The 18,958-nt window shown below is 71.7% G+C and carries 14 protein-coding genes; 6 read left to right on the top strand and 8 right to left on the bottom strand.

Features of this window, described 5'->3' with window-relative positions; all coding sequences use genetic code 11:
* Positions 1-356 precede the first annotated feature (356 nt).
* Complete coding sequence (locus ACY34M_RS17095; RefSeq protein ID WP_462716901.1) at positions 357-1,310, top strand: ABC transporter substrate-binding protein; 954 nt, start codon at positions 357-359, stop codon at positions 1,308-1,310.
* Positions 1,311-1,382: 72 nt separating this feature from the next.
* Here ACY34M_RS17095 and ACY34M_RS17090 read toward each other — a convergent pair whose 3' ends face one another.
* Positions 1,383-4,094: a beta-N-acetylglucosaminidase domain-containing protein gene (locus ACY34M_RS17090; protein ID WP_462716902.1), complete on the bottom strand. Its 2,712-nt coding sequence runs from the start codon at positions 4,092-4,094 to the stop codon at positions 1,383-1,385.
* Between the two features lie 96 nt (positions 4,095-4,190).
* On the bottom strand, positions 4,191-5,402 hold the full coding sequence (locus tag ACY34M_RS17085) for a PucR family transcriptional regulator (RefSeq protein ID WP_462716903.1): 1,212 nt from the start codon (positions 5,400-5,402) through the stop codon (positions 4,191-4,193).
* 111 nt (positions 5,403-5,513) lie between these two features.
* On the opposite strand from ACY34M_RS17085, the gene ACY34M_RS17080 reads away from it, so the two are divergent.
* Genes ACY34M_RS17080 through ACY34M_RS17065 form a run of 4 tightly spaced genes read left to right on the top strand, consistent with a single transcriptional unit; the run spans position 5,514 to position 11,486 of the window.
* Positions 5,514-7,565 carry an acetate--CoA ligase family protein gene (locus ACY34M_RS17080; RefSeq protein WP_462716904.1) on the top strand — a complete coding sequence of 684 codons (2,052 nt, stop codon included), beginning with the start codon at positions 5,514-5,516 and terminating at the stop codon, positions 7,563-7,565.
* Entirely contained in the window at positions 7,555-8,877 is a 1,323-nt protein-coding gene (locus ACY34M_RS17075) for an alkyl sulfatase dimerization domain-containing protein (protein WP_462716905.1), read from the top strand. The genes ACY34M_RS17080 and ACY34M_RS17075 overlap by 11 nt, the downstream gene beginning before the upstream one ends.
* 15 nt (positions 8,878-8,892) lie before the next feature.
* Positions 8,893-10,245 (top strand): MFS transporter, encoded by a 1,353-nt coding sequence (locus ACY34M_RS17070; protein WP_462716906.1) that lies wholly within the window; start codon positions 8,893-8,895, stop codon positions 10,243-10,245.
* Between the two features lie 35 nt (positions 10,246-10,280).
* The gene (locus ACY34M_RS17065) at positions 10,281-11,486 is read left to right on the top strand and encodes an alkyl sulfatase dimerization domain-containing protein (RefSeq protein ID WP_462716907.1); all 1,206 of its coding nucleotides are present in this window, start codon (positions 10,281-10,283) and stop codon (positions 11,484-11,486) included.
* 24 nt (positions 11,487-11,510) lie between these two features.
* Here the strand turns inward: ACY34M_RS17065 and ACY34M_RS17060 are convergent, their stop codons facing one another.
* Positions 11,511-12,425, bottom strand: a complete 915-nt coding sequence (locus ACY34M_RS17060) for an endonuclease/exonuclease/phosphatase family protein (protein WP_462716908.1) — start codon at positions 12,423-12,425, stop codon at positions 11,511-11,513.
* Positions 12,426-12,751: 326 nt separating this feature from the next.
* Here ACY34M_RS17060 and ACY34M_RS17055 point away from each other — a divergent pair, with 326 nt between their 5' ends.
* A complete protein-coding gene (locus tag ACY34M_RS17055; protein ID WP_462716909.1) occupies positions 12,752-13,837 on the top strand; it encodes a branched-chain amino acid aminotransferase in 1,086 nt (361 codons plus the stop codon).
* Positions 13,838-13,920: 83 nt separating this feature from the next.
* Here ACY34M_RS17055 and ACY34M_RS17050 read toward each other — a convergent pair whose 3' ends face one another.
* From ACY34M_RS17050 to ACY34M_RS17030, 5 genes are all read right to left on the bottom strand, one after another.
* On the bottom strand, positions 13,921-14,919 hold the full coding sequence (locus ACY34M_RS17050; protein ID WP_462716910.1) for a nuclear transport factor 2 family protein: 999 nt from the start codon (positions 14,917-14,919) through the stop codon (positions 13,921-13,923).
* A gap of 85 nt (positions 14,920-15,004) precedes the next feature.
* Positions 15,005-16,375, bottom strand: coding sequence for an MFS transporter (locus tag ACY34M_RS17045; RefSeq protein ID WP_462716911.1), 1,371 nt, complete (start codon positions 16,373-16,375; stop codon positions 15,005-15,007).
* A 192-nt stretch (positions 16,376-16,567) separates the two neighbouring features.
* Positions 16,568-17,347 (bottom strand): HpcH/HpaI aldolase family protein, encoded by a 780-nt coding sequence (locus tag ACY34M_RS17040; protein ID WP_462716912.1) that lies wholly within the window; start codon positions 17,345-17,347, stop codon positions 16,568-16,570.
* Positions 17,344-18,120 carry an SDR family NAD(P)-dependent oxidoreductase gene (locus tag ACY34M_RS17035; RefSeq protein ID WP_462716913.1) on the bottom strand — a complete coding sequence of 259 codons (777 nt, stop codon included), beginning with the start codon at positions 18,118-18,120 and terminating at the stop codon, positions 17,344-17,346. The genes ACY34M_RS17040 and ACY34M_RS17035 overlap by 4 nt, the downstream gene beginning before the upstream one ends.
* The gene (locus ACY34M_RS17030) at positions 18,117-18,956 is read right to left on the bottom strand and encodes an alpha/beta fold hydrolase (protein WP_462716914.1); all 840 of its coding nucleotides are present in this window, start codon (positions 18,954-18,956) and stop codon (positions 18,117-18,119) included. Before ACY34M_RS17030 ends, ACY34M_RS17035 begins: the two co-directional genes overlap by 4 nt.
* Positions 18,957-18,958 lie beyond the last annotated feature (2 nt).

Below are 18,958 nucleotides of genomic sequence, written 5' to 3'. Positions count from 1 at the left end.
GCGGGCGCCGCTTGACGAACAGCTCGATGTACTGCTCAATTGTCCGCATGACTGCCCAGCGCCTGGTCTCGCGTGACCACATCGACTTCGGTCGGGTGTGGTCCGCGGCGTGTTGCGCCTGACGCGGCAGCGGGCCAGCTGACCGGCCCTTCCCTCCCTCGGTGACCCCGTCGCGGGCCGAGCTCTCTTTGCTGTGCGCTGCCGCGCGCGCCTCTCCTTCTTTCCCGACCTGCCGCGCCTTCTCCTGGCGCCCGGTGTCGTCACATCCCCTGCCTCGGCGTCTCGCTGACGAGCCGTCACTCGACCTGCGGACCGGTGCCCCGCGCACCGGCCGCACTCCTGAAAGGCCCCGACCCGTGAACCTCTCCGGGACCAGAACCCGACCGCGCATCGCCGCGCTCGTCCTGCTGCCGCTGCTCGCGCTGACCGCCTGTGGCTCGGGTGACACCGACGGTGCGGCGGGCACGGGCGCGCAGGCCGCCGCCGCGCCCACCGGCGACCCGGTCGCCAAGGTCCGCACGGTGGACTCCGCCGCGGCGCTGCTGCCCGCCGACGTCCGCAAGAAGGGCTCGCTGCGCATCGGCAGTTCGACCGGCGGCCCGCCCGCCGCGTACTACCCGAACGGCACCGGCAAGGCGCCCCAAGGGCAGGACATCGAACTCGCCGACGCGGCGGCCAAGGTGCTCGGCATCAAGCTGCGCCGCCAGGACGCCTCCTTCGAGACGATCCTGCCGGCCCTGGAGAGCGGCAAGTACGACCTCGGCACGGGCAACTTCGGTGTCACCGGCGAACGCCTGAAGACCATCGACTTCGTCACCTACATCAACGACGGCCAGGGCTTCGCGGTCAAGACGGGTGACACCTCGTTCGGCAAGAAGATCACCGACCTCACGCAGCTGTGCGGCCGGAACATCGGTGTCGGCGCGGGCACCACGTTCGAGGCGACCCTCGACGCGGAGAAGGCACGCTGCACCAAGGCGGGCAAGAAGCCGTACGACGTGCAGGTCTTCTCCGACAACGGCGCCACCCTCACCGCGCTCCAGCAGGGCCGCATCGACGTCATCATGTCGACCATCAACGGGCTGCGCCACCAGGCGAGCAAGCCGGCGTCCCGGACCACGTTCCTCGGCGAGTTCCACCGCCTCGACGTCGGCTTCGCCTTCAAGAAGGGCTCCCCGCTCACCAAGGCCTTCCAGGCCGCCGTCAACGAGCTCATCAAGGACGGGACGTACGAGCGGATCCTCAAGAAGTGGGGCACCACCGCCTCCGCGATCGGGACGTCGCGCATCAACCCGCCCGAGCACACCTGAGGCGGGCAACCGGCGATCGGGTGCGGGAATCCGCCGAGGGTTCCCGCACCCACGCCGTTCACGACACCCCGGCTACTTGACGATCACCTCGCTCACCACGGGCGCGGCCGAACCGTCGTCCCACACGAGCCGCACCGCGTCCGCGCTCGCCCCCGCGGGCGCGGACCGTGTCGTCACCGGGCCGTCCAGCGCGCCCAGTGACTGCCACGCGCCGTCGACGCGGAGCTGCACCCGTGCCTTCGAGGTGGCCGCTCCGTCCGGGCGCAGCACCGTCACCGAGGACACGGCTCGCGGCGCCGGGTACGTCACCGTGAGCGCGTCGCCCGCGGCCGGGGCGGAGGCGGCACGGTAGGGGTTCTCGGGGACACCGTCCGCCGCCGCCGACAGGCTGCTGCCGTCCGCCGCGACCGGGCCGCCGCTCACCGTCGGCCGGTCCGTGCGCGCCACGGTGAACTCCCGGACGACCAGCCAGTTCGACTGGTCCGCCGTCGCGCGGGCGCGCACGTACCGGGCGGTGGTCCCGCTCTGCGCGTCCGCCGTCCACGTCGCCTTCCCGCTGAATTCGGCGCCCAGCGCATGCCACGCCTTGCCGTCCGACGAGTACTCCAGGACACCCTTGTGCAGGTAGTCCTCGGTGCTGCCGGACTTGCCCATGGCCACCGTCACCGAGCCGAGCGGCTGCTCTCCGCCGAGGTCGACGCCCACGCTCTCGCCCGACTTCGGCGACCGGCTGCTCCAGAAGTACGTGGAGTCGTCGCCGTCGGTCATCCGGTCGGCCGTGTTCCCGCTGTAGACGGGCAGGCTCGTCGTGCCGGTCGGCTGCGGCGGCAACCCGAGGTCCTTGTTGGACGCGTCCCGCGCCTTCGCGACGAACGGTTCGAGCACCCCCTCGCCGACGACCACCGGCACCTTGGTGCCGTTCAGATCGGTGTACCGGTACGACTTCGCCTTGCCGACCAGTTCGGGCAGCTGCTGACGGAGTGTCCAGGCGGCCTCGGTGTGTCCGGCGCGCTGCTCCTCCAGCATCCGCACCGCCGCGATCCCGGCCCTGCCCCAGGCCCCGGCCGAGTCGAGCCACGGCCCGGAGTCCTCGACGAAGCCCTGCTCGGTGCCGCCGCGGACCGTCGCCGGCGCGTCCCGCAGTGCCGCGAACGCCGCCGTCAGCCCGGCCGCCGGGACCGACCCGTCCCAGTACCCCTTGATCAGCTTCGACAGCTCCGGCGCCTCCACGGAGTCCATCCGCGAGCTGTGGTTGACGTCGGTGAACGCCAGCAGAGCCCGCGCCACCTTCGCGTTCCCACCTGCCGCCTCCGCGACGGCGCCCCGGTAGGACGCGTCGGGGTCGTACGCCGAGTCGTTCCACGTGTAGTCGGCGACGGTGTGCAGGGCGAGCTTCGACGCGTACGGCTGGATCATCGGATTGGCCGTGATCCCGGCCAGCTGCTCGGCGAGCCCCTTCTCGCGGCCGGTGAACGGGCCGAGGAACAGGCGCCCGGTCGCGAAGTCGTTGACGGGATAGTTGTCCCAGGTCAGGATCGCGTGCCCGAAGACCTCCTTGGCCCGCTTCGCCTGCGCCACCGTCATCGTCGGCGCCACGACACCCTCGCCCGTCCACTCGACGAGCACGTCCTTGTCGAGCTGCCCGGCGATCGCGGTCTTGTACGGTGTGGAGGTGGTGTTGTAGTACTCCGTCGGCACCATCTGCAACGGCAGGGCGCCGTCATGGGTCTTGATGAACCGCTGGTTGACCCGGTTGAGCAGATACGCCTGCGCCTGCCCTGCGGCGCCGCCACCGGTGCCCCACTTCGCCTTGTCCGCTTCGCAGTTCCAGTCGGTGTAGCTGATGTCGTCGAGCGGTACCGCGAACTGCCGCACCCCGATGTCCCACAGCGTCTGGAACTTGTCGGTGAGGGCCTTCAGGTCGTCGTCGGAGCTGTAGCAGACGCTCAGGCCGGGAGAGAGGGCGTAGGTGAACTCGACGTGGTTCGCCCGCGACCGGTCCACCAACTCCTCGATCTGGTCGAGCTGTTCGGCCGGGTACGGGTCGCGCCACTTGGCGCGCAGATACGGGTCGTCCTTCGGCGAGTACACGTAGATGTTCATCTTGCGCTCGCCGTAGTAGTCGAGCTGGTCCAGGCGTGCCTCGTGCGACCACGGAGTGCCGTAGAAGCCCTCGATGACACCGCGCACGGGGGTCGCGGGCCAGTCGCGCACGGCCAGGCCGCGCACCGTGGCGCCCGGTGCCTTGCGGTGCGGCAGCACCTGGCGCAGCGACTGCGCCGCGTAGTACGTGCCGGTCGGGTCGGCGCCGGAGAGCACGATGCGGCCCGCGCCCTTGCCGCCCATGGCGAGGACGTATCCCTCGGCGGCGAGCCCGGCGGGTCCTTCGACATGCAGGGCGTCGAGCGCGCCCGCCGACGCCGGGTTCTCGGCCGGCCCGCCGACGTAGACCGCCAGCGAACCGGAGCCCGCGGGCGCCTTCTGCGCGGTGGTGACATCACGCGCGCCGGCCGCCTTCAGCGCGGCGGTGGTGAGCTCGACGGCGGCCGGGTCGGACTTCGTGCCGGTGACGAGGGTGACGGCGGGTGTGACGACGATCCGGTCGGTGCGTTGCTTCTCGCTGTGCGGGGCCGGGGTGATGGCGGGCGGATCCGCGTCGGGAGCCGACCCGGATCCGGCGGCGGCCGGGCCGGGACCGAGGGCGAGGGGAGCGGCGGCCAGCGCGGCCACCGTGAGCAGGGCTGTGAGCGACGTCCTGCGCGATCTGTGCTTCGGGCGGAACATAGGTGAACCTCCACGGTAGGCACATGCTCTAGCGGACTAGACCACTTCACTGGTGGACTGTCAATGTTGCGTGAAGGGGCGGGAGTTCGAGCATTTTCAAGCATCTCGGCGCTCTTGGTCGCCGATGCCCATCGCGGCACCGAGCACCAGCAAGCCCTGTGCCGTACGGGGGTTGACCCCGGTCAGCGCGTCGACGCGGGACAGGCGGTTGTCGATCGTGTTCGGGTGGACGTGGAGCTGCTGCGCGGTCTGCCGCCGGTTGAAGTCGTTGGCGAAGTAGGCGTCGACCGTGGTCAGCAGATCCGGTTCGGTGCGCAACTGCTCCACGAGGGAGCGCAGGTACGGGGCCGCCTCGCTCTCGTGGCGGAGGTGGTAGGCGAACAGATGGTCGCCGAGCACGGCCACCTCGCCGGGGGCCGCGACGAGCGGCAGCAGCCGGCGGGCCTGCGCGGCGGCGGACGGGATCCGGGTGTGGTCGCCGGCGTGGGCGAACCCCGCGGTCACGTCGACGCCCGTGGCCTGCCGGACCCTGGGCAGCGCGGCGCGCGCGGACTCCAGGCCGTGGTCCGGGCGGTCCGGATGCGAAGGGACCAGGACGAGTCCGCCGTCCGGGTCGAGGGCGCTGAGGAGCTCCGCGCCGATGGCGTCCTCGCTGAAGGCGCGGAGCAGTTCCTCGGTGATCCGGTGCACCTTGCGGCGGCCCGCGAGGCGGCGCCCGAGGGCGTCCCCGATGGACTCCGAGGCCTCCGCGTCGAAATGGAGCGCCAGCACCGCGTAGGAGTCGGCGAGCCGGATGCCGAACCGCGTGGCCGACTCGGTGGCCCGCTCGCCCGCCACCAGCGCCCGCACCGTCGCCCGCCTCGCCTCGCGCTCCTCGCCGCGGGCGGCCTGGAACTCCTGCTGGTGCGCGTCAAGGGCCGCACCCGTCACGTGGCGCAGCCAGCGCAGCAGCACCGCACCCGCCTCGGGCGGCACTTCACCCTCGGCGACCCGGGTCACCTCGTGCCACAGCTCCTCGGCGTTCAGGTGGTAGGCCTCCATGAAGTGCGCGGCCGGAAGCCCCTCCGCGCCCCGCGCGTGGGCGCGCTCGCGGAACAGCCGCAGTTCGTCGTCGCGGGGCTCGCGCAGCTCCCGTGCCATGCGCACGTAGAGGCGGGCCCCCTCGCGGCAGGTGTGCGCCATGTGACGGTGCAAATGCTCCGTCACGACACCCTGATAGTGCGGAGAACCGTCCACGTACCTGCGCATGGTGCGGTCGGCCACCATCGGTATGCGCCGCTCCAGCCTGTCCCACAGCCCTTGTGACATGTCACAGCACGCTAGCCGAAATCCTGGTGACCAAGCGCTTACTCCCGGTGGTTCGTCTCGGCACAGTGGGAGCCGTCCACGGTGGTCCGAGCCGCAGGGAGTTGTCCGTTGGTGCCCGAAGTCATGCGTTGCGAGCCGCTGTTCCGGCCGAAGTCCATCGCCGTGGTGGGGGTGTCGGCGACCCAGGAGCTGTCCTGGGGGCGCATCACCGTCCAGCGGCTGCTGTCCGGTGGGTACGAGGGAGACGTCTTCGCCGTCACCCGGGGCGAGCTGACGCTGCCCGGCGTACGCACCGTCGGCTCGCTCGGGGAGATCGGGCACGGCCCTGACCTGGTCGTCCTGGCCACGCCTGCGGCGACCGTGCCCGGACTGCTGCGCGAAGCCCGCGAGGCCGGGGCGGGCGCCGCCGTCGTCTACGCATCCGGATTCGCCGAGGAGGGCGACGACGCGCTCCAGGACGAACTGCGCGTCGCGGCCGGCGACATGCCGGTGCTCGGCCCCAACTGCCTCGGCCTGGTGAGCCGCCCCGCCGGGGTCCAGGTGTCGACCACGGTGTTCCTCGACCGCGAACGCGGCGAGCCGGGCCCGGTCGCCATCGTCACACAGAGCGGCGCGGTCGGATTCGTCCTCGCCGACCTCCTGGAGCGGGCAGGACTCGGCTACTCCTACTACGCCAGCGTCGGCAACGAAGCCTGCCTCTCCGTCGGCGAGCTCGGCGGCCACCTGCTCGCACAACCGGACGTCGAGGTGCTCGTCCTGTACTTGGAAGGGGTCCGCGACGCGGCGGGGCTGCGCGAACTCGGCCGCCTGGCGCGGCAGTCCGGAAAGACCGTCGTCGCGCTGACCGTGGGCCGCAGCGCCGCCGGACGCCGAGCCGCCCTCTCGCACACCGCCGCCGTCGCCGGCGACCACCTGCTGCTCGCCTCGCTGTGCCGACAGGAGGGTATCCGGCTGGTGACCGACGACGACCAGCTCGTGGACGCCGTGCTCTGCGCCCGCCGGGGCATCCGGCTCCCGCCCGCGCCACGGCTCGCGGTCCTCACCATGTCCGGCGGCGCGGGCGGCGTGCTCGCCGACAACCTGACGGCGATGGGCGTCCGCATTCCCCCGCTGTCGGCGGAGACCCGGCGCCGCCTCGCCGCGATCGGCGGTGTGGAGGCGACCGACGCCAACCCCGTCGACCTCGGCGGGAACCTCTTCCGCTGGATGGACCGCGTCGAGGACCTCCTGGGCGTGCTCGACGAGGACCCGGAGCTCGACGGCGTCGTCCTGTACCTGACGTTCGGCGACCTGTTCCCCGACGCCTACCACCGCCTCGCGCGGGCGGCGAAGGCGATGCGCACACCGGCCTGGTTCGTGTGGGCGTGCGCGCCGTCCGGCGAACTCGAACGCCTGGGGATGCCGGAGACCGTCCTCGGCAGCATCGGCTCGTTCCTGCGGCGGCTGCGCGTGCTGGTCCCGGACGCCGCGCCGGTCAGGGCGTTGCCGGACGAGCGGCCCGCCGCGGCGCAGTGGGCCTGGTCCGAGTTGCGGTCCGCGCCGCTGATCGAGGCGGCGGGCATCGCCCACGTCCCGACCGTGTCCGCCGACAGCGCGGACCAGCTCCTCGCCGAGGTGCGGCACGCCGGTTGGCGCGGGCCGTACGTCCTCAAGGCAGACGCCGCCGATGTCCCGCACCGGGCCCGCCACGGGCTCGTACGCGTCGGAGTGGCGAAGGAGGAGCTGGGGGAGCGGGCCGCCGAAATGGTCCGGCTGCTCGACGCGGTGTCCACCGACCCCGACCGCCGCCTCGCCGTGCAGCCCCTCCTGGAACACACCACCGAGCTGGCACTCGGTGCGACCCACGACCCGGTCTACGGCACCGCCCTGCTGCTCGGCGCCGGCGGCGACCGGGCCGAGGACCCCACCGCACCCCGCCGGGGCCTGCTGCTGCCGGCCACCGAGGACCAGATCCGCGAACTCGCGGACTGGGCCGCCTTCGTACTCGACGCACCACCGGAGGCGACGGCCGCGGCCGTCACCTCGCTGTCCCGGCTGCTGGGCGACCACCCCGGCATCCGCGAGGTCGACATCAACCCGCTGTGCGTCGTCGGCGACCGGCTGATCGCCGTCGACGCACTGATCACCCACCACGAGGAAGAGGGACCGCACCATGACCGATGACCTGCTCGAATACGCCGACCGCGTGTGGCGCGGCGAGGCCAGCACGAAGGTCTACCACTCCGGCGAACTGCGCCGCGACGGCCTGCGCGAGATCACCGACGGGGTATGGATGTGGCCCGCCTTCGGCAACGTCTACCTGTTCCCCACCTCCGACGGCCTGTTCTGCTACGACACCGGTGAGAAGCGCACGGCCGCCGATCTGCACGCCGCCGTGCGGGCCCGCACCGACGCGCCGCTGCACACCGCGGTGTACTCCCACGGACACATCGACCACGTCTTCGGCGTGGCCCCCTTCGACGCCGAGGCCGCCGGGCGCGGCGCACCCCGCCCGCTGGTCCTCGCCCACGAGAACACCCCGCCGCGCTTCCGCCGCTACGCCGCGACCGCCGGCTACAACGGCGTGATCAACCAACGCCAGTTCCAGCGGCCCGACTTCCGGTGGCCGACCGACTACCGCCACCCCGACCTCACCTACTCCGACCGCACCGACCTGCGCGTGGGAGACCTCGACGTACGGCTGCGGCACGCGCGCGGCGAGACCGACGACGCCACCATCGCGTGGCTGCCCGAGCGCGCCATCCTGTGCTGCGGCGACTTCTTCATCTGGTCCTCGCCGAACCCCGGCAACCCGCAGAAGGTCCAGCGCTACGCCCTGGAATGGGCGCAGGCCCTGCGCTGGATGGCCGGACTGGGCGCCGAGATCCTGCTGCCGGGCCACGGCGTGCCGATCGTCGGAGCCGAGCGCATCCGCACCGCGCTGACGGACACCGCCGAGTTCCTGCAGACCCTGCACGACCAGACGCTGGCGGCCATGAACGCCGGGGCGACCCTGGACGAGGTCGTCCACGAGGTCACCGCCCCCGCCGAACTGCTGCGCAAGCCGTACCTCAAGCCGTCCTACGACGAGCCGGAGTTCGTCGTCCGCAACCTGTGGCGGCTGTACGGGGGCTGGTACGACGGCGACCCCTCCCACCTCAAGCCCGCCCGCCGCGGCGAACTCTCCCGTGAGCTGGCGCAGTTGTCCGGCGGGGCGGACCGGCTCGCCGAACGGGCCCGCGAACTCCTCGCGCGCGGCGAACACCGGCTGGCAGGACACTTCGCCCAGCTCGCCGCCGACGCCGCCCCGGACGACAAGGAAGCGCACGCCGCCCGCGCGGAGGTCTTCACCGCCCTGGAGAAGGCGGCCACCTCGACGATGGCCAAGGGCGTCTACGCCTGGGCAGCCGCCGAGTCCCGCGCCGTCCTCGCGGGCGACGACCTCGAAAGCCAGCTGCGCGCGCAGACCGCGGGCCGTACCCGGTGGGCCATTTGACGAAGGAGAGCTGACGTGGACGTCCCCTCGGTACGACCCGCTTCCGAACGCCCCGACCTGCCACCCGCAGGGCCTCCGCAGCAGAAGGACGCGGCGCCCCGCAGCACCCGGCGCGCCTGGCTGGTGACCTTCCTGCTGCTGGTCTTCATGCTGATCAACTTCCTGGACAAGGCCGTCCTCGGCCTGGCCGCGAAGCCGATCATGCATGATCTGGGGCTCAGCCCCAGCGAGTACGGGCTGCTCTCCAGCGGCTTCTACTTCCTGTTCAGCCTCTCGGCGATCCTCGTCGGCTTCGCCTCCGACCGCGTTCCCACGAAGTGGCTGCTGATGGCGATGGCCGTGGTGTGGGCGCTGACCATGCTGCCGGTCCTCGCGCCCGTGGGGTTCGGCGTGCTGCTCGCCAGCCGCGTCGTCCTGGGCGCGGCCGAGGGGCCCGCCAACCCGGTCGCCATGCACGCCGTGCACAAGTGGTTCCCCAACGAGAAGCGGAGCCTGCCCACCGCGCTGCTCAACGTCGGCCCCGGCATCGGGGTGGCGCTGGCGTCCCCGCTGCTCGTCGCGGTGATCGCGGCGTTCGGCTGGCGGTGGGCTTTCGTGTCGCTGTTCGCGGTCGTTGTGGTGTGGGCGCTGGCGTGGGCCGTCCTCGGCAAGGAGGGAAACGTCTCCGGCGCCGAGTCCCGGCCCAGGAGCGGGGCACCGGCTGCCGTGGCCGACGAGCCCCGGGTCCCGTACCGGCGCATCCTGCTCAGCGGCACCTGGTTGGGCGGCTTCGTGGGGGCCTTCGCCGCCTACTGGGCGCTGGCCCTGCTGATCGCCTGGGTGCCGCCCTACCTGGAGACCGTCCTCGGCTACAGCGCGGCCACCACCGGCACCCTGGTGGTGCTGCCGTGGATCGCCACCGCCGTCTTCAACCTCGGGCAGGGCGTGCTCACGCAGTGGCTGATGCGACGCGGCGTCTCCAGCCGGACGGCCCGCGGGGTACTCGGCGGGGTCGGCATCCTCGTGGCCGGAATCGCGATGCTGCTGTTCCCGGTCGCCCCCGGCGGAGGGCTGCAACTCGCGCTGCTCACCGTCGCGTTCAGCCTCGGCGGGATCCTCTTCGCCATCGGTGTCACCGTCACCAGCGAGATCACTCCCGCCCGTCAGCGCGGCTCGGTCCTGTCGATCACGGTCGGCATCGTCACCACGGCCGGACTGCTCGCCCCGTACGTGACCGGCCTCGTCATCGAGGCCGCACCGGACCCGGCCGCCGGATACGGCCTGGCGTTCGCGACGGCCGGGGTGCTCATGCTGGTCGGCGGGGTACTCGCCGTGATCTTCGTACGTCCCGAGCGCGACGCCCGCCGCCTCGGCCTCGCCCGCCCTTGAAGACCTGTCCGGTCCGCTACGAAGGAGCGTTGCCCGTGCTCACCACGAAGCCCGACGACAATCCCCTGCTCGGCTCCCGCGAGGTCCACGTCGTCGCACCCGGCGTCTACACCATCGGCCTCCAGGGCAACAGCCTCGCCGTGGAGACCGACCAGGGGCTGCTGATCATCGACTCGGGACCCGCCCCGGCCGTCGTCCCCGAGGCCCTGGACCGGCTGCGCGAGCACACGGACAAACCGGTGCGCTGGATCGTCTACAGCCACGGACACCTCGGCTACAACTACGGAGTGCCGGGCTTCCTCGACGTCGCCGCCGAGCGCGGAGAGCCGCGCCCGACCGTCATCGCCCACGAGAACGTTGTCCGCCGCTACCGACGCTACCTGGAGACGGCCGGCCTGCAGAACCACATCAACACCCGCCAGTTCCGCCGCAGGGCCGAGGCCTTTCCCACGGTGCCGCCGCTGACCTTCCCCGACGCGACGTACAGCGAGTCCCTCACGCTGGGCAGCACCGGCCGCACCGTCCGGCTGCTGTGGGCGCCGTCGGAGACCGACGACGTGACGGCCGTGTGGCTGCCGGAGGACCGGATCCTGTACGGCAGCGCCGCCGTCATCAACGGCATCCCGAACATCGGCACACCGATGCGCACCATGCGGGACACCGTCCGTTGGGCCGACACCCTCGACCGCCTCGCCGCGCTCGAACCCGCCGCCATCGTCCCCGAGTTCGGCCCGGTCATCCGCGAGGGCGGCGCCGAACAGCTCACCGCGACCGCGGCCGCACTGCGCTGGCTGCGCGGCGCGGTCGTCGAACGCCTCAACGAGGGAAGGCGCGCGGACGACATCGTGCACGAACTCGACTACCCGGCCGAGCTGTTCGACGTCCCGTGGATGCGGGAGACCTACGGCCACCGCGAGTACATCGTCCGGGACATCGTGCGCTCCGAGACCGGATGGTGGGACGGGAACCCGACGAGCCTGCACCCGGCGCGGCCCGCCGTCGCCGAGGCGGCCCGCGCGGAGGCGATCACGGACAAGCGGGCGGTGCTCGACCACGCGGCCCGGCTGCGGGACGCGGGCCGGGTGCAGGAGGCCCTGCACGTCGTCGACCTCCTGGCCCTGGCCCCCGGCGACGCCCCCGAGCTCGCGGAAGCCCGCGAGCTCAAGAGCCGGCTGTGCGCCCTGCGGGCGAAGGAGGCCACCAGCTACGTGTCCCGCAGCTTCTACCGAACGGCCGACTGAACCGACCGGCGGACGAGGCGCCGCTCAGCCCAGCGTCAGCCTCACCTGGACCGGCAGGTGGTCGCTGGGGAACTGGCCGTCGCGCTCGTACGTGTTGATGGCCGCGGAGTGCACGGTCACGCCCGGTGTGGCCAGGATCCAGTCGATGCGGTGGCCGTCCGGGACGAGCGGCTTGTACCCATGGAACGTGGCGTAGAGCTTGCTGCGCTTCGCGGCCGCGTCCCAGGTGTCCTTGAGGCCCGTGGCGAGCAACTGGTCGTAGACCGGATTGCCGTGCGCCGCCACGTTGAAGTCGCCGGTCATCAGCAGCGGCAGGGACGCGTCGAGGGGCGCGATCCGCGAGGCGATCAGCTCCGCCGACTTCACGCGCGACACCTGGACCTGGTGGTCGAAGTGGGTGTTGAGGACGTAGAACTCCCGGCCGCCGTCGGCGAGATCGGCGAAGCGCACCCACGTGGCCATCCGGATCACCGAGTTGCCCCAGCTCTTCGAGCCGATCAGCTCAGGGGTGTCGGAGAGCCAGAAGTGGTCGTACTCGACAGGGCGCAGCCGCCGCGTGTCGTAGAAGACGGTGGCGAACTCGTCCCGGCTCCCGCCCGCTCTGCCCGTACCGATCCAGGCGTAGTGCTCGCCCAGGTCGGCGTGGATGTCCTGGAGCTGGTGGTACAGCCCCTCCTGGGTGCCGATGACGTGCGGGCGCTCCGCGCGGAGCAGCGTGCGCATCGCGGGGCGGCGGTCGGCCCAGGAGTTGGGCGAGGTGTCGGCGGCGTAGCGGAGGTTGAACGTCATGACGTGCAGACGCCCTCCGCGGTCGTCCGGCGCGGCGCCGGCGGGCGTGACGGTCGCGGCGGTCGTCGCCGTCGCGACGGGGAGCGCGGCGGCCACGGCGAGTGCGGCACGCAGTCCGTGGCGGCGGGTGAGGCGGGGGTGCTCGGTCATGGGTCCTCCCGGTGCGTTGGGCGGTGGACGAGGGACCCACGGTGGCGGGCTCGGGTGAGGTGCGGGTGAACGCTCGGCGGCGGTTGACGTGACGTCTGTGGGTCCTCGACTCCTCTGTGCCCAAGGGGTGTTGGCGTGACGCGCGGACGGTCGCTTATGAGCCAGACGGATCGGCGACGACTGCCCCGTCGGCCGGTCCTGCCGTTGTCGACAGCAAAGATCCAACTCCCTTGCTCCGGTGCGTGATGGGGCGATAGGGTCACGAACCGTCACTTCACGGCATATCGTGCAAGCCGCCCCCGGATCCTGATCGAGAGGTGTCCTCGATGAGTCTGCGGTTCACGCTCCAGCCCAATCGGACCCCCACGAGCCCCGAGCGGCGTGCCGAGATCCTCGCGGATCCCGGATTCGGCCGGTACTTCACGGACCACATGGCCCGCGCGGTGTGGACGCAGGACGGCGGCTGGGGCGAGGCCGCCGTGGTGCCGTTCGCCCCGATCCCGATGCACCCGGCCGCGGCCGTCCTGCACTACGCGCAGGAGATCTTCGAGGGGCTGAAGGCCTACCGGCACCCGGACGGATCCGTGTGGACGTTCCGGCCGGAGGCCAACGCCGAGCGGTTCGTCCGCTCAGCGCAGCGCCTCGCCCTTCCCGAGTTCCCGCTGCCCGCGTTCCTCGACTCGGTGACCGAGCTGGTCCGGGCCGACCAGGCCTGGGTGTCGGGAGAGGGCGAACGGAGCCTGTACGTGCGGCCGTTCATGTTCGCCTCCGAAGCCTTCCTCGGCGTGCGTCCGGCCGCCGAGGTCACGTACCTGGCCATCGCCTGCCCGGTCGGCCCGTACTTCTCCGGCGGGATCAAGCCCGTGTCGATCTGGCTGTCGACGCAGTACACGCGCGCGGGGCGCGGCGGCACCGGCGCGGCCAAGTGCGGCGGCAACTACGCGGCGAGCCTCGCGCCGATGATCGAGGCGTCCGAGCACGGCTGCGACCAGGTGTGCTTCCTGGACGCCACCGAGGGCCGCTACGTCGAGGAACTCGGCGGCATGAACCTCTACTTCGTGACCCGCGACGGCCGCCTGGTCACACCGGAACTCGGCACGATCCTGGCAGGCGTGACCCGCGCCTCGGTCCTCACCCTCGCCAAGGAGCTGGGCCTCGACGTGGAGGAGCGCCCCGTCGCGATCACCGAGTGGCAGGAGGGTGTGCGCTCGGGCGAGATCCGCGAGGTGTTCGCCTGCGGCACCGGCGCCGTGGTGACCCCCGTGGGACGGCTGGTCTGGCACGACGGCGAGGCCGTCGCCCCGGACACCGGCAGCGGGACATCGGTGACGATGCGACTGCGCCGGCGCCTCGTGGACATCCAGTTCGGCCGTACCGAAGACCCCCACGGCTGGATGCGCCGCCTCGTCTGAGGCGAAGGGGGAGGGACGCGAACGGGTCCGGCACCGTGGTGTGCCGGACCCGTTCGTCTCCTGGCCGAGGTGGACCGTGCGGCCTAGTAGATGTTGGCCGCCACGTCCGAGCCGTCCTCCCGCCCCGCGTTGATCTGGGCGCGCAGCGCGATCTCGTCGTACACGCGCACCTCCTTCACGATGCGGCCGTCCTGGATCAGGAACTGCGAGACACCGAGGACCGTGACGGGCTTGCCGGTGAGCGGGCCGAAGGTGGGGGTGCCCCGGTACGTGCCGTTCATCGTCCACGTCACGGCCACGCGCAGTCCCGCGTACCGCTCGGCGTAGTGGGTCTGGACGTCCAGTACGGAGAACCGGGCGTCGGGGAAGGGTCCGACCATCTCGAGCAGGTCCGCCTGGTAGCGATCCGGGCGGATGACGGTGCGGTCGCCGATGGTGTGCAGGAAGAGGTCGCGCGCCATGAAGTCGTTGACCTTGTTGAGCTCGCGCTGCGACCAGACCCGGTCGATGAACTCGAGGACCATCTCGCACTCGGCGCGGTGGTCGTCGGGCCGCGGACCGCTGACGCCCTCGAGGAGCACGTCCTTGGGCGGCTCCTCGGTCATCGACCCGGTGTACCCCTGGAACTGGCGGTCGCGCGCCGCCTCGTCGGGGTCGATGCCGAGCTGCAGGCAGTCCGCGAGGTCGTCGCGCACCACCCACTCCTCGACCATGCGGCCCCGCCGGTAGAGGCAGTTGGCCACGGTGCGCTTGCGGACACGGACGTTGCGGCCGTCCACGAGGTGCTGGTCCGCGGAGAAGACGAGGTGCGAGCTGAGGAAGGCGTCGTCCCCACGGGCCTCCCACACCACGTCCTCGGCCTGCCCGACGTGGCCCGGCACGGCGGCCATCCGCATCGTGCTGCCCTCGATGACACCCTCCCGGCCGACGACCGTGCCGAGGCTGGCGTGGACGATGGAGTCGGGCTCGTAGTTGTCGACGATGTGGGCGATGTCGCGCTCGACCCAGATGCGGTCGGTGACCTCGCGGATGAACTCGTCCGGGTCGTTGTACGGCTGGTACGCGACAGGGTCAAGGGCCATGGTGGATCTTCCGTTCCAATGCGATGTGAATGCGTATGCAGGGTGGCTAATGGGGAGGGCCGGCAAGGGGCGCCGGCCCTCGGAATCAGGAGGGTTGCGGTGTCTTCTCCCGGCGGGGGAACTTGTCGGCGCCCAGCTCGCTCCGGTACGTCTCCGTCATGAAGGTGGTGACGACCACGAGGGCGAGGACGGCGCCGGCGGCCAGGTAGGCCCACACCGCGTAGATGCTGTCGAAGGTGTCGACCAGCAGCGTCGCGACGAACGGCGTGATCCCCATGAAGATGGAGAACGAGCTGTTGTAGGCGATGGCGCTCGCGCTGAACCGGGTGCGCGTGGAGAAGAGTTCGGCCGCGCACACCGTGACGATGCCGGTGAGGAAGAACTCCGGTACGAGATAGATGAGTTGGCTGACGATCGCGGCCTCGAAGGTGGCCGTTTCGCCGACCCGGAAGGCCAGCGGCACCAGGACGATGCAGGCCAGGGCGCCGGTGATGAGCATCGGCTTGCGCCCGATGCGGTCCGAGATCTTGCCGGCCAGTGGCAGGAGCGGAATGAGGACCGCGATCGAGATGGCGTTGGAGGCCAGGCCCATCCAGCGGGGCAGGCCGAGCGTGTTCGTCAGGTACTGCGGATAGAACGTGACCCAGGTGTAGGACAGGATCGCGCACATGATGGAGATGCCGCAGTAGACCAGGATGGGCCGCCACTGCGAGCGAAGGGCCTCGCGCGTCGGCGACTTGACGACATTGGTGCCGTCCTCGGTGGCCCGCACGAACTCCGGGCTCTCCGAGATGCGGCTGCGCATCCACAGGCCGACCAGGCTCAGCGGGATCGCCAGCAGGAACGGCATGCGCCAGCCCCACGAGTCGAGCGCCGGCCCCTCGATCAACCAGCTGGTCAGCGCGGCGACGCCGGCTCCCGCGAGCGTGCCGACGAAGCAGCTGTTGGAGGCGTACGAGGTGTAGTAGGCGCGCCGGTTGGGCTCGGCCCACTCGACGACGAAGGCCACCGCGCCGACGTACTCGCCGCCGGACACCACTCCCTGCACCACGCGCAGCATCAGGAGCAGGATCGGCGCCATAATGCCGACCTGGTGGTACGTGGGGAGGACGGCGACGAGGGCGGTGGCGGCGCCCATGGCCACCAGGGTCCACAGCAGCGTCTTCCTTCGGCCCACGCGGTCGCCCCAGCGGCCCAGGAGAGTGCCGCCGAGCGGACGGACCAGACAGGCGATCGCGATGATCGCGTAAGTGCCCAGCACCGCAACGGTCTTGTCGCTCTCGGGGAAGAACGCAGGGGCCATGATCGGCGCCATGTAGCCGTACAGGCCGTAGTCGAACTGTTCGACGAAATTGCCGATGCTGCCCGCGCCGATGGCTCGGCGGATCGCGCTCCGCTTCTCCGCCGCGTCGGGGGCGGCTGCGGGGGCTGAACGGGGTGGCGCTGCAGAGGACATGGCTGCTCCGATCGCGCGGCGGATGAGGGGATGCATACGTATGAACTAGACGTGAACACTAGAGATCGGTGGGAGGGGCGTCAAGAGGTGTGGCGGGGTGGGTGGAGGCGCTCCGAAAGCGCGCGTGAGCAGGGCGAACCACGGCGGGAACGCCTCCCGGAAACCACCCCGCTGACGGCCCCGCAAAGCCGTTTAGTCGGCCTGCGCGGACTCGGTGGGTGTCGCGAGTGCGGACATGGTGTCCATCAGGACATGTGCCATGTTGAAGACCGTCAGTCGCGCTCCGGCCGCCTCGGCGGACCGGGCCGCCTCCAGACCCGGCACGATCGACATCACCGCCCGCCCGTGCTTGGCGGTCGCCCGGTGCGCCTGCTCCATCAGAGCGTCGACGACGGCCCGGGCGGGGAAGCCGCAGTCCGCCGCCAGATCGGCGGGGCCCACCAGGACGGCGTCCACGCCCTCCGTACCGGCGATCGCCTCGGCGGCCGCGCAGGCGCGCTCCGTCTCGATCATCGCCACGACCAGCGTCTCGCGGGACGCGGCCACATGCTCGGCCGCGGAGACCGTGCCGAACCTTCCCGACCTGCTGTACGTGGCGAAGCCCCGCTCGCCCAGGGGCGGGTAGTGGCTCGCGGCCACGGCCCGCCGGGCGTCCTCGGCGCCGTCCACGTGCGGGTGGACGAGACCGGCCGCGCCCAGGTCGAGGGCGCGCAGCGCCAGCGCGGGTTCATGGGTGCCCACGCGGACCAGGACGTCGAGGTCGTGGGCCTGCGCCGCCGTGATGTGCTGCTGGAGCAGCGCCATGTCCGCGGGGCCGTGCTCGCAGTCGATCACCACGTAGTCGAGGCCCGCGACGCCGGCCATCTCCACCAGCGTCTCCGACGGCAGCCGCAGCAACGCTCCACGCAGCGGCGGTCCGCCGTCCGCCAGGCGCTGTTTGAGGCTGCGGCGCGGGGTGCGTGGAGCCGTCATCGCGCCACCATCCCCGCCGACAGGTCGATGTCGGCGCCGCACATGCCGCGCATCCGCAGCATCGCGCTCACCGCCTCGCCGACCTCTTCTTCGGTCACCATCCGCCCGAGCGCGGCACGGGACACGAACGCCTCCTCGGCCTCGCTGTAGCTGCCGCCCGTGCGCTCGGCCTCAAGGCGGAAGTTGCGCTCCATGCGCGGCCCCGAAACCGGGCCGGGGGACAGGGAGTTGACCGTGACGCCCCGGGGGCCGACCTCGCCCGCAAGCGTCGTCGTCAGACCGATGACCGCCATCTTCGACGCGCAGTACGGGGTGCGCCGCAGCAGCGGCCGCTTGCCCGACACCGAGGCGACGTTGATGACATCGCCGGAGCCACGCCGTGTCATGGCGGGCAGGAACGCCCGGCACATCAGGAACACACCACGCACGTTGATGTCGAACACCTCGTCCCACTCCGCGGCCGAGATCTCGGTCAGCGGTGCCACGGGACCGGCGATGCCCGCGTTGTTGACCAGGATCGAGATCTCTTCGTCGGCGAGTGTGTCGGCGAGCGTGTCGACGTCCTCCGGGCGGGACACGTCGCAGACCCGGGGGGCGACCCCGGGCCCGAGCTCGTCGGCCGTGCGCTTCAGGGTGTCCAGGTCACGCCCCGTGATCACCACACGGGCGCCGTCCGCCAGCAGGGACCGGGTGATGGCCCGGCCGAGGCCGCTGCCGCCCCCGGTGACGAGCGCGGTCCTTCCGGCGAGAGGTGCTTCGGTGCGGCCCGTCATGCGCCCGCCTCCGCATCTCGTACTCGGTCGGCCGGATCCGTACCGGCGACGGTCACCCGTGCGGTCGGATCGGGGGGTTGGGGGAATCCAGGCATGGCGGCTCTTTTCGTCTCGCTTCGATCAGGGGGCAGGCAAGGGGGCTGGGCGGCGGTGACGGCTGTGGCGACGTCCCGCAGCGCCGCACTCACGGCGTCCGGTCGCTGCCACGGCACCAGGTGTCCCGCGTCGGGCAGCTCGTGCAGACGCGACTGCGGCAAGGCCTCGGAAATGGCGTGGTGGAAGGCGGGTGGGCAGAGCGTGTCCCGGCCGCCGCTGAGTACCACAGAGGGGCAGCGTGCCGAGCGCAGTGCCTCGAACGCGTCCTGGCGGGTGGCCTGGGCGGCGAGCTGGCTGCGCGCGGCGTCGGGGCCGACGGCCTCGGCCATGCGGCGGTAGCGCTCGGCGCCCGCCGCGGAGGGCCGTCGGTCGGGGAACATGTCCGGCAGCGTCCGCTCGACGACGTCCGCGAACCGGCCGGCCATGACCAGGTCGTCCAACTCCTGCCACGCCGCGTGCTGTTCGGGTCGCGGCCCGCCGGCGTTCGTCGCCATCAAGCACAGCCCGGCCACTCGCTCCGGCGCCCGGCGCAGCGCCTCGAACCCGACGATGGCGCCGAGGCTGAGTCCGACGAGCACGAACGGTCCGTGCACCGCGTCGAGCACGTCCTCGGCGAGCGCGCCGATGTCCGGGCGTTGCAGCGCGACGTGGTGCACGGCGTGGCCCTCGGGGAAGGCCACGTCCGACCACAGGCTCGCGTCGCAGAGCATGCCGGGGACGACGACCAGGGGGAGCGGCACGC

The sequence above is a fragment of the Streptomyces sp. EDA2-14 genome (genome assembly GCF_054963755.1).
This window is presented reverse-complemented; position numbering and strand designations above follow the sequence as displayed.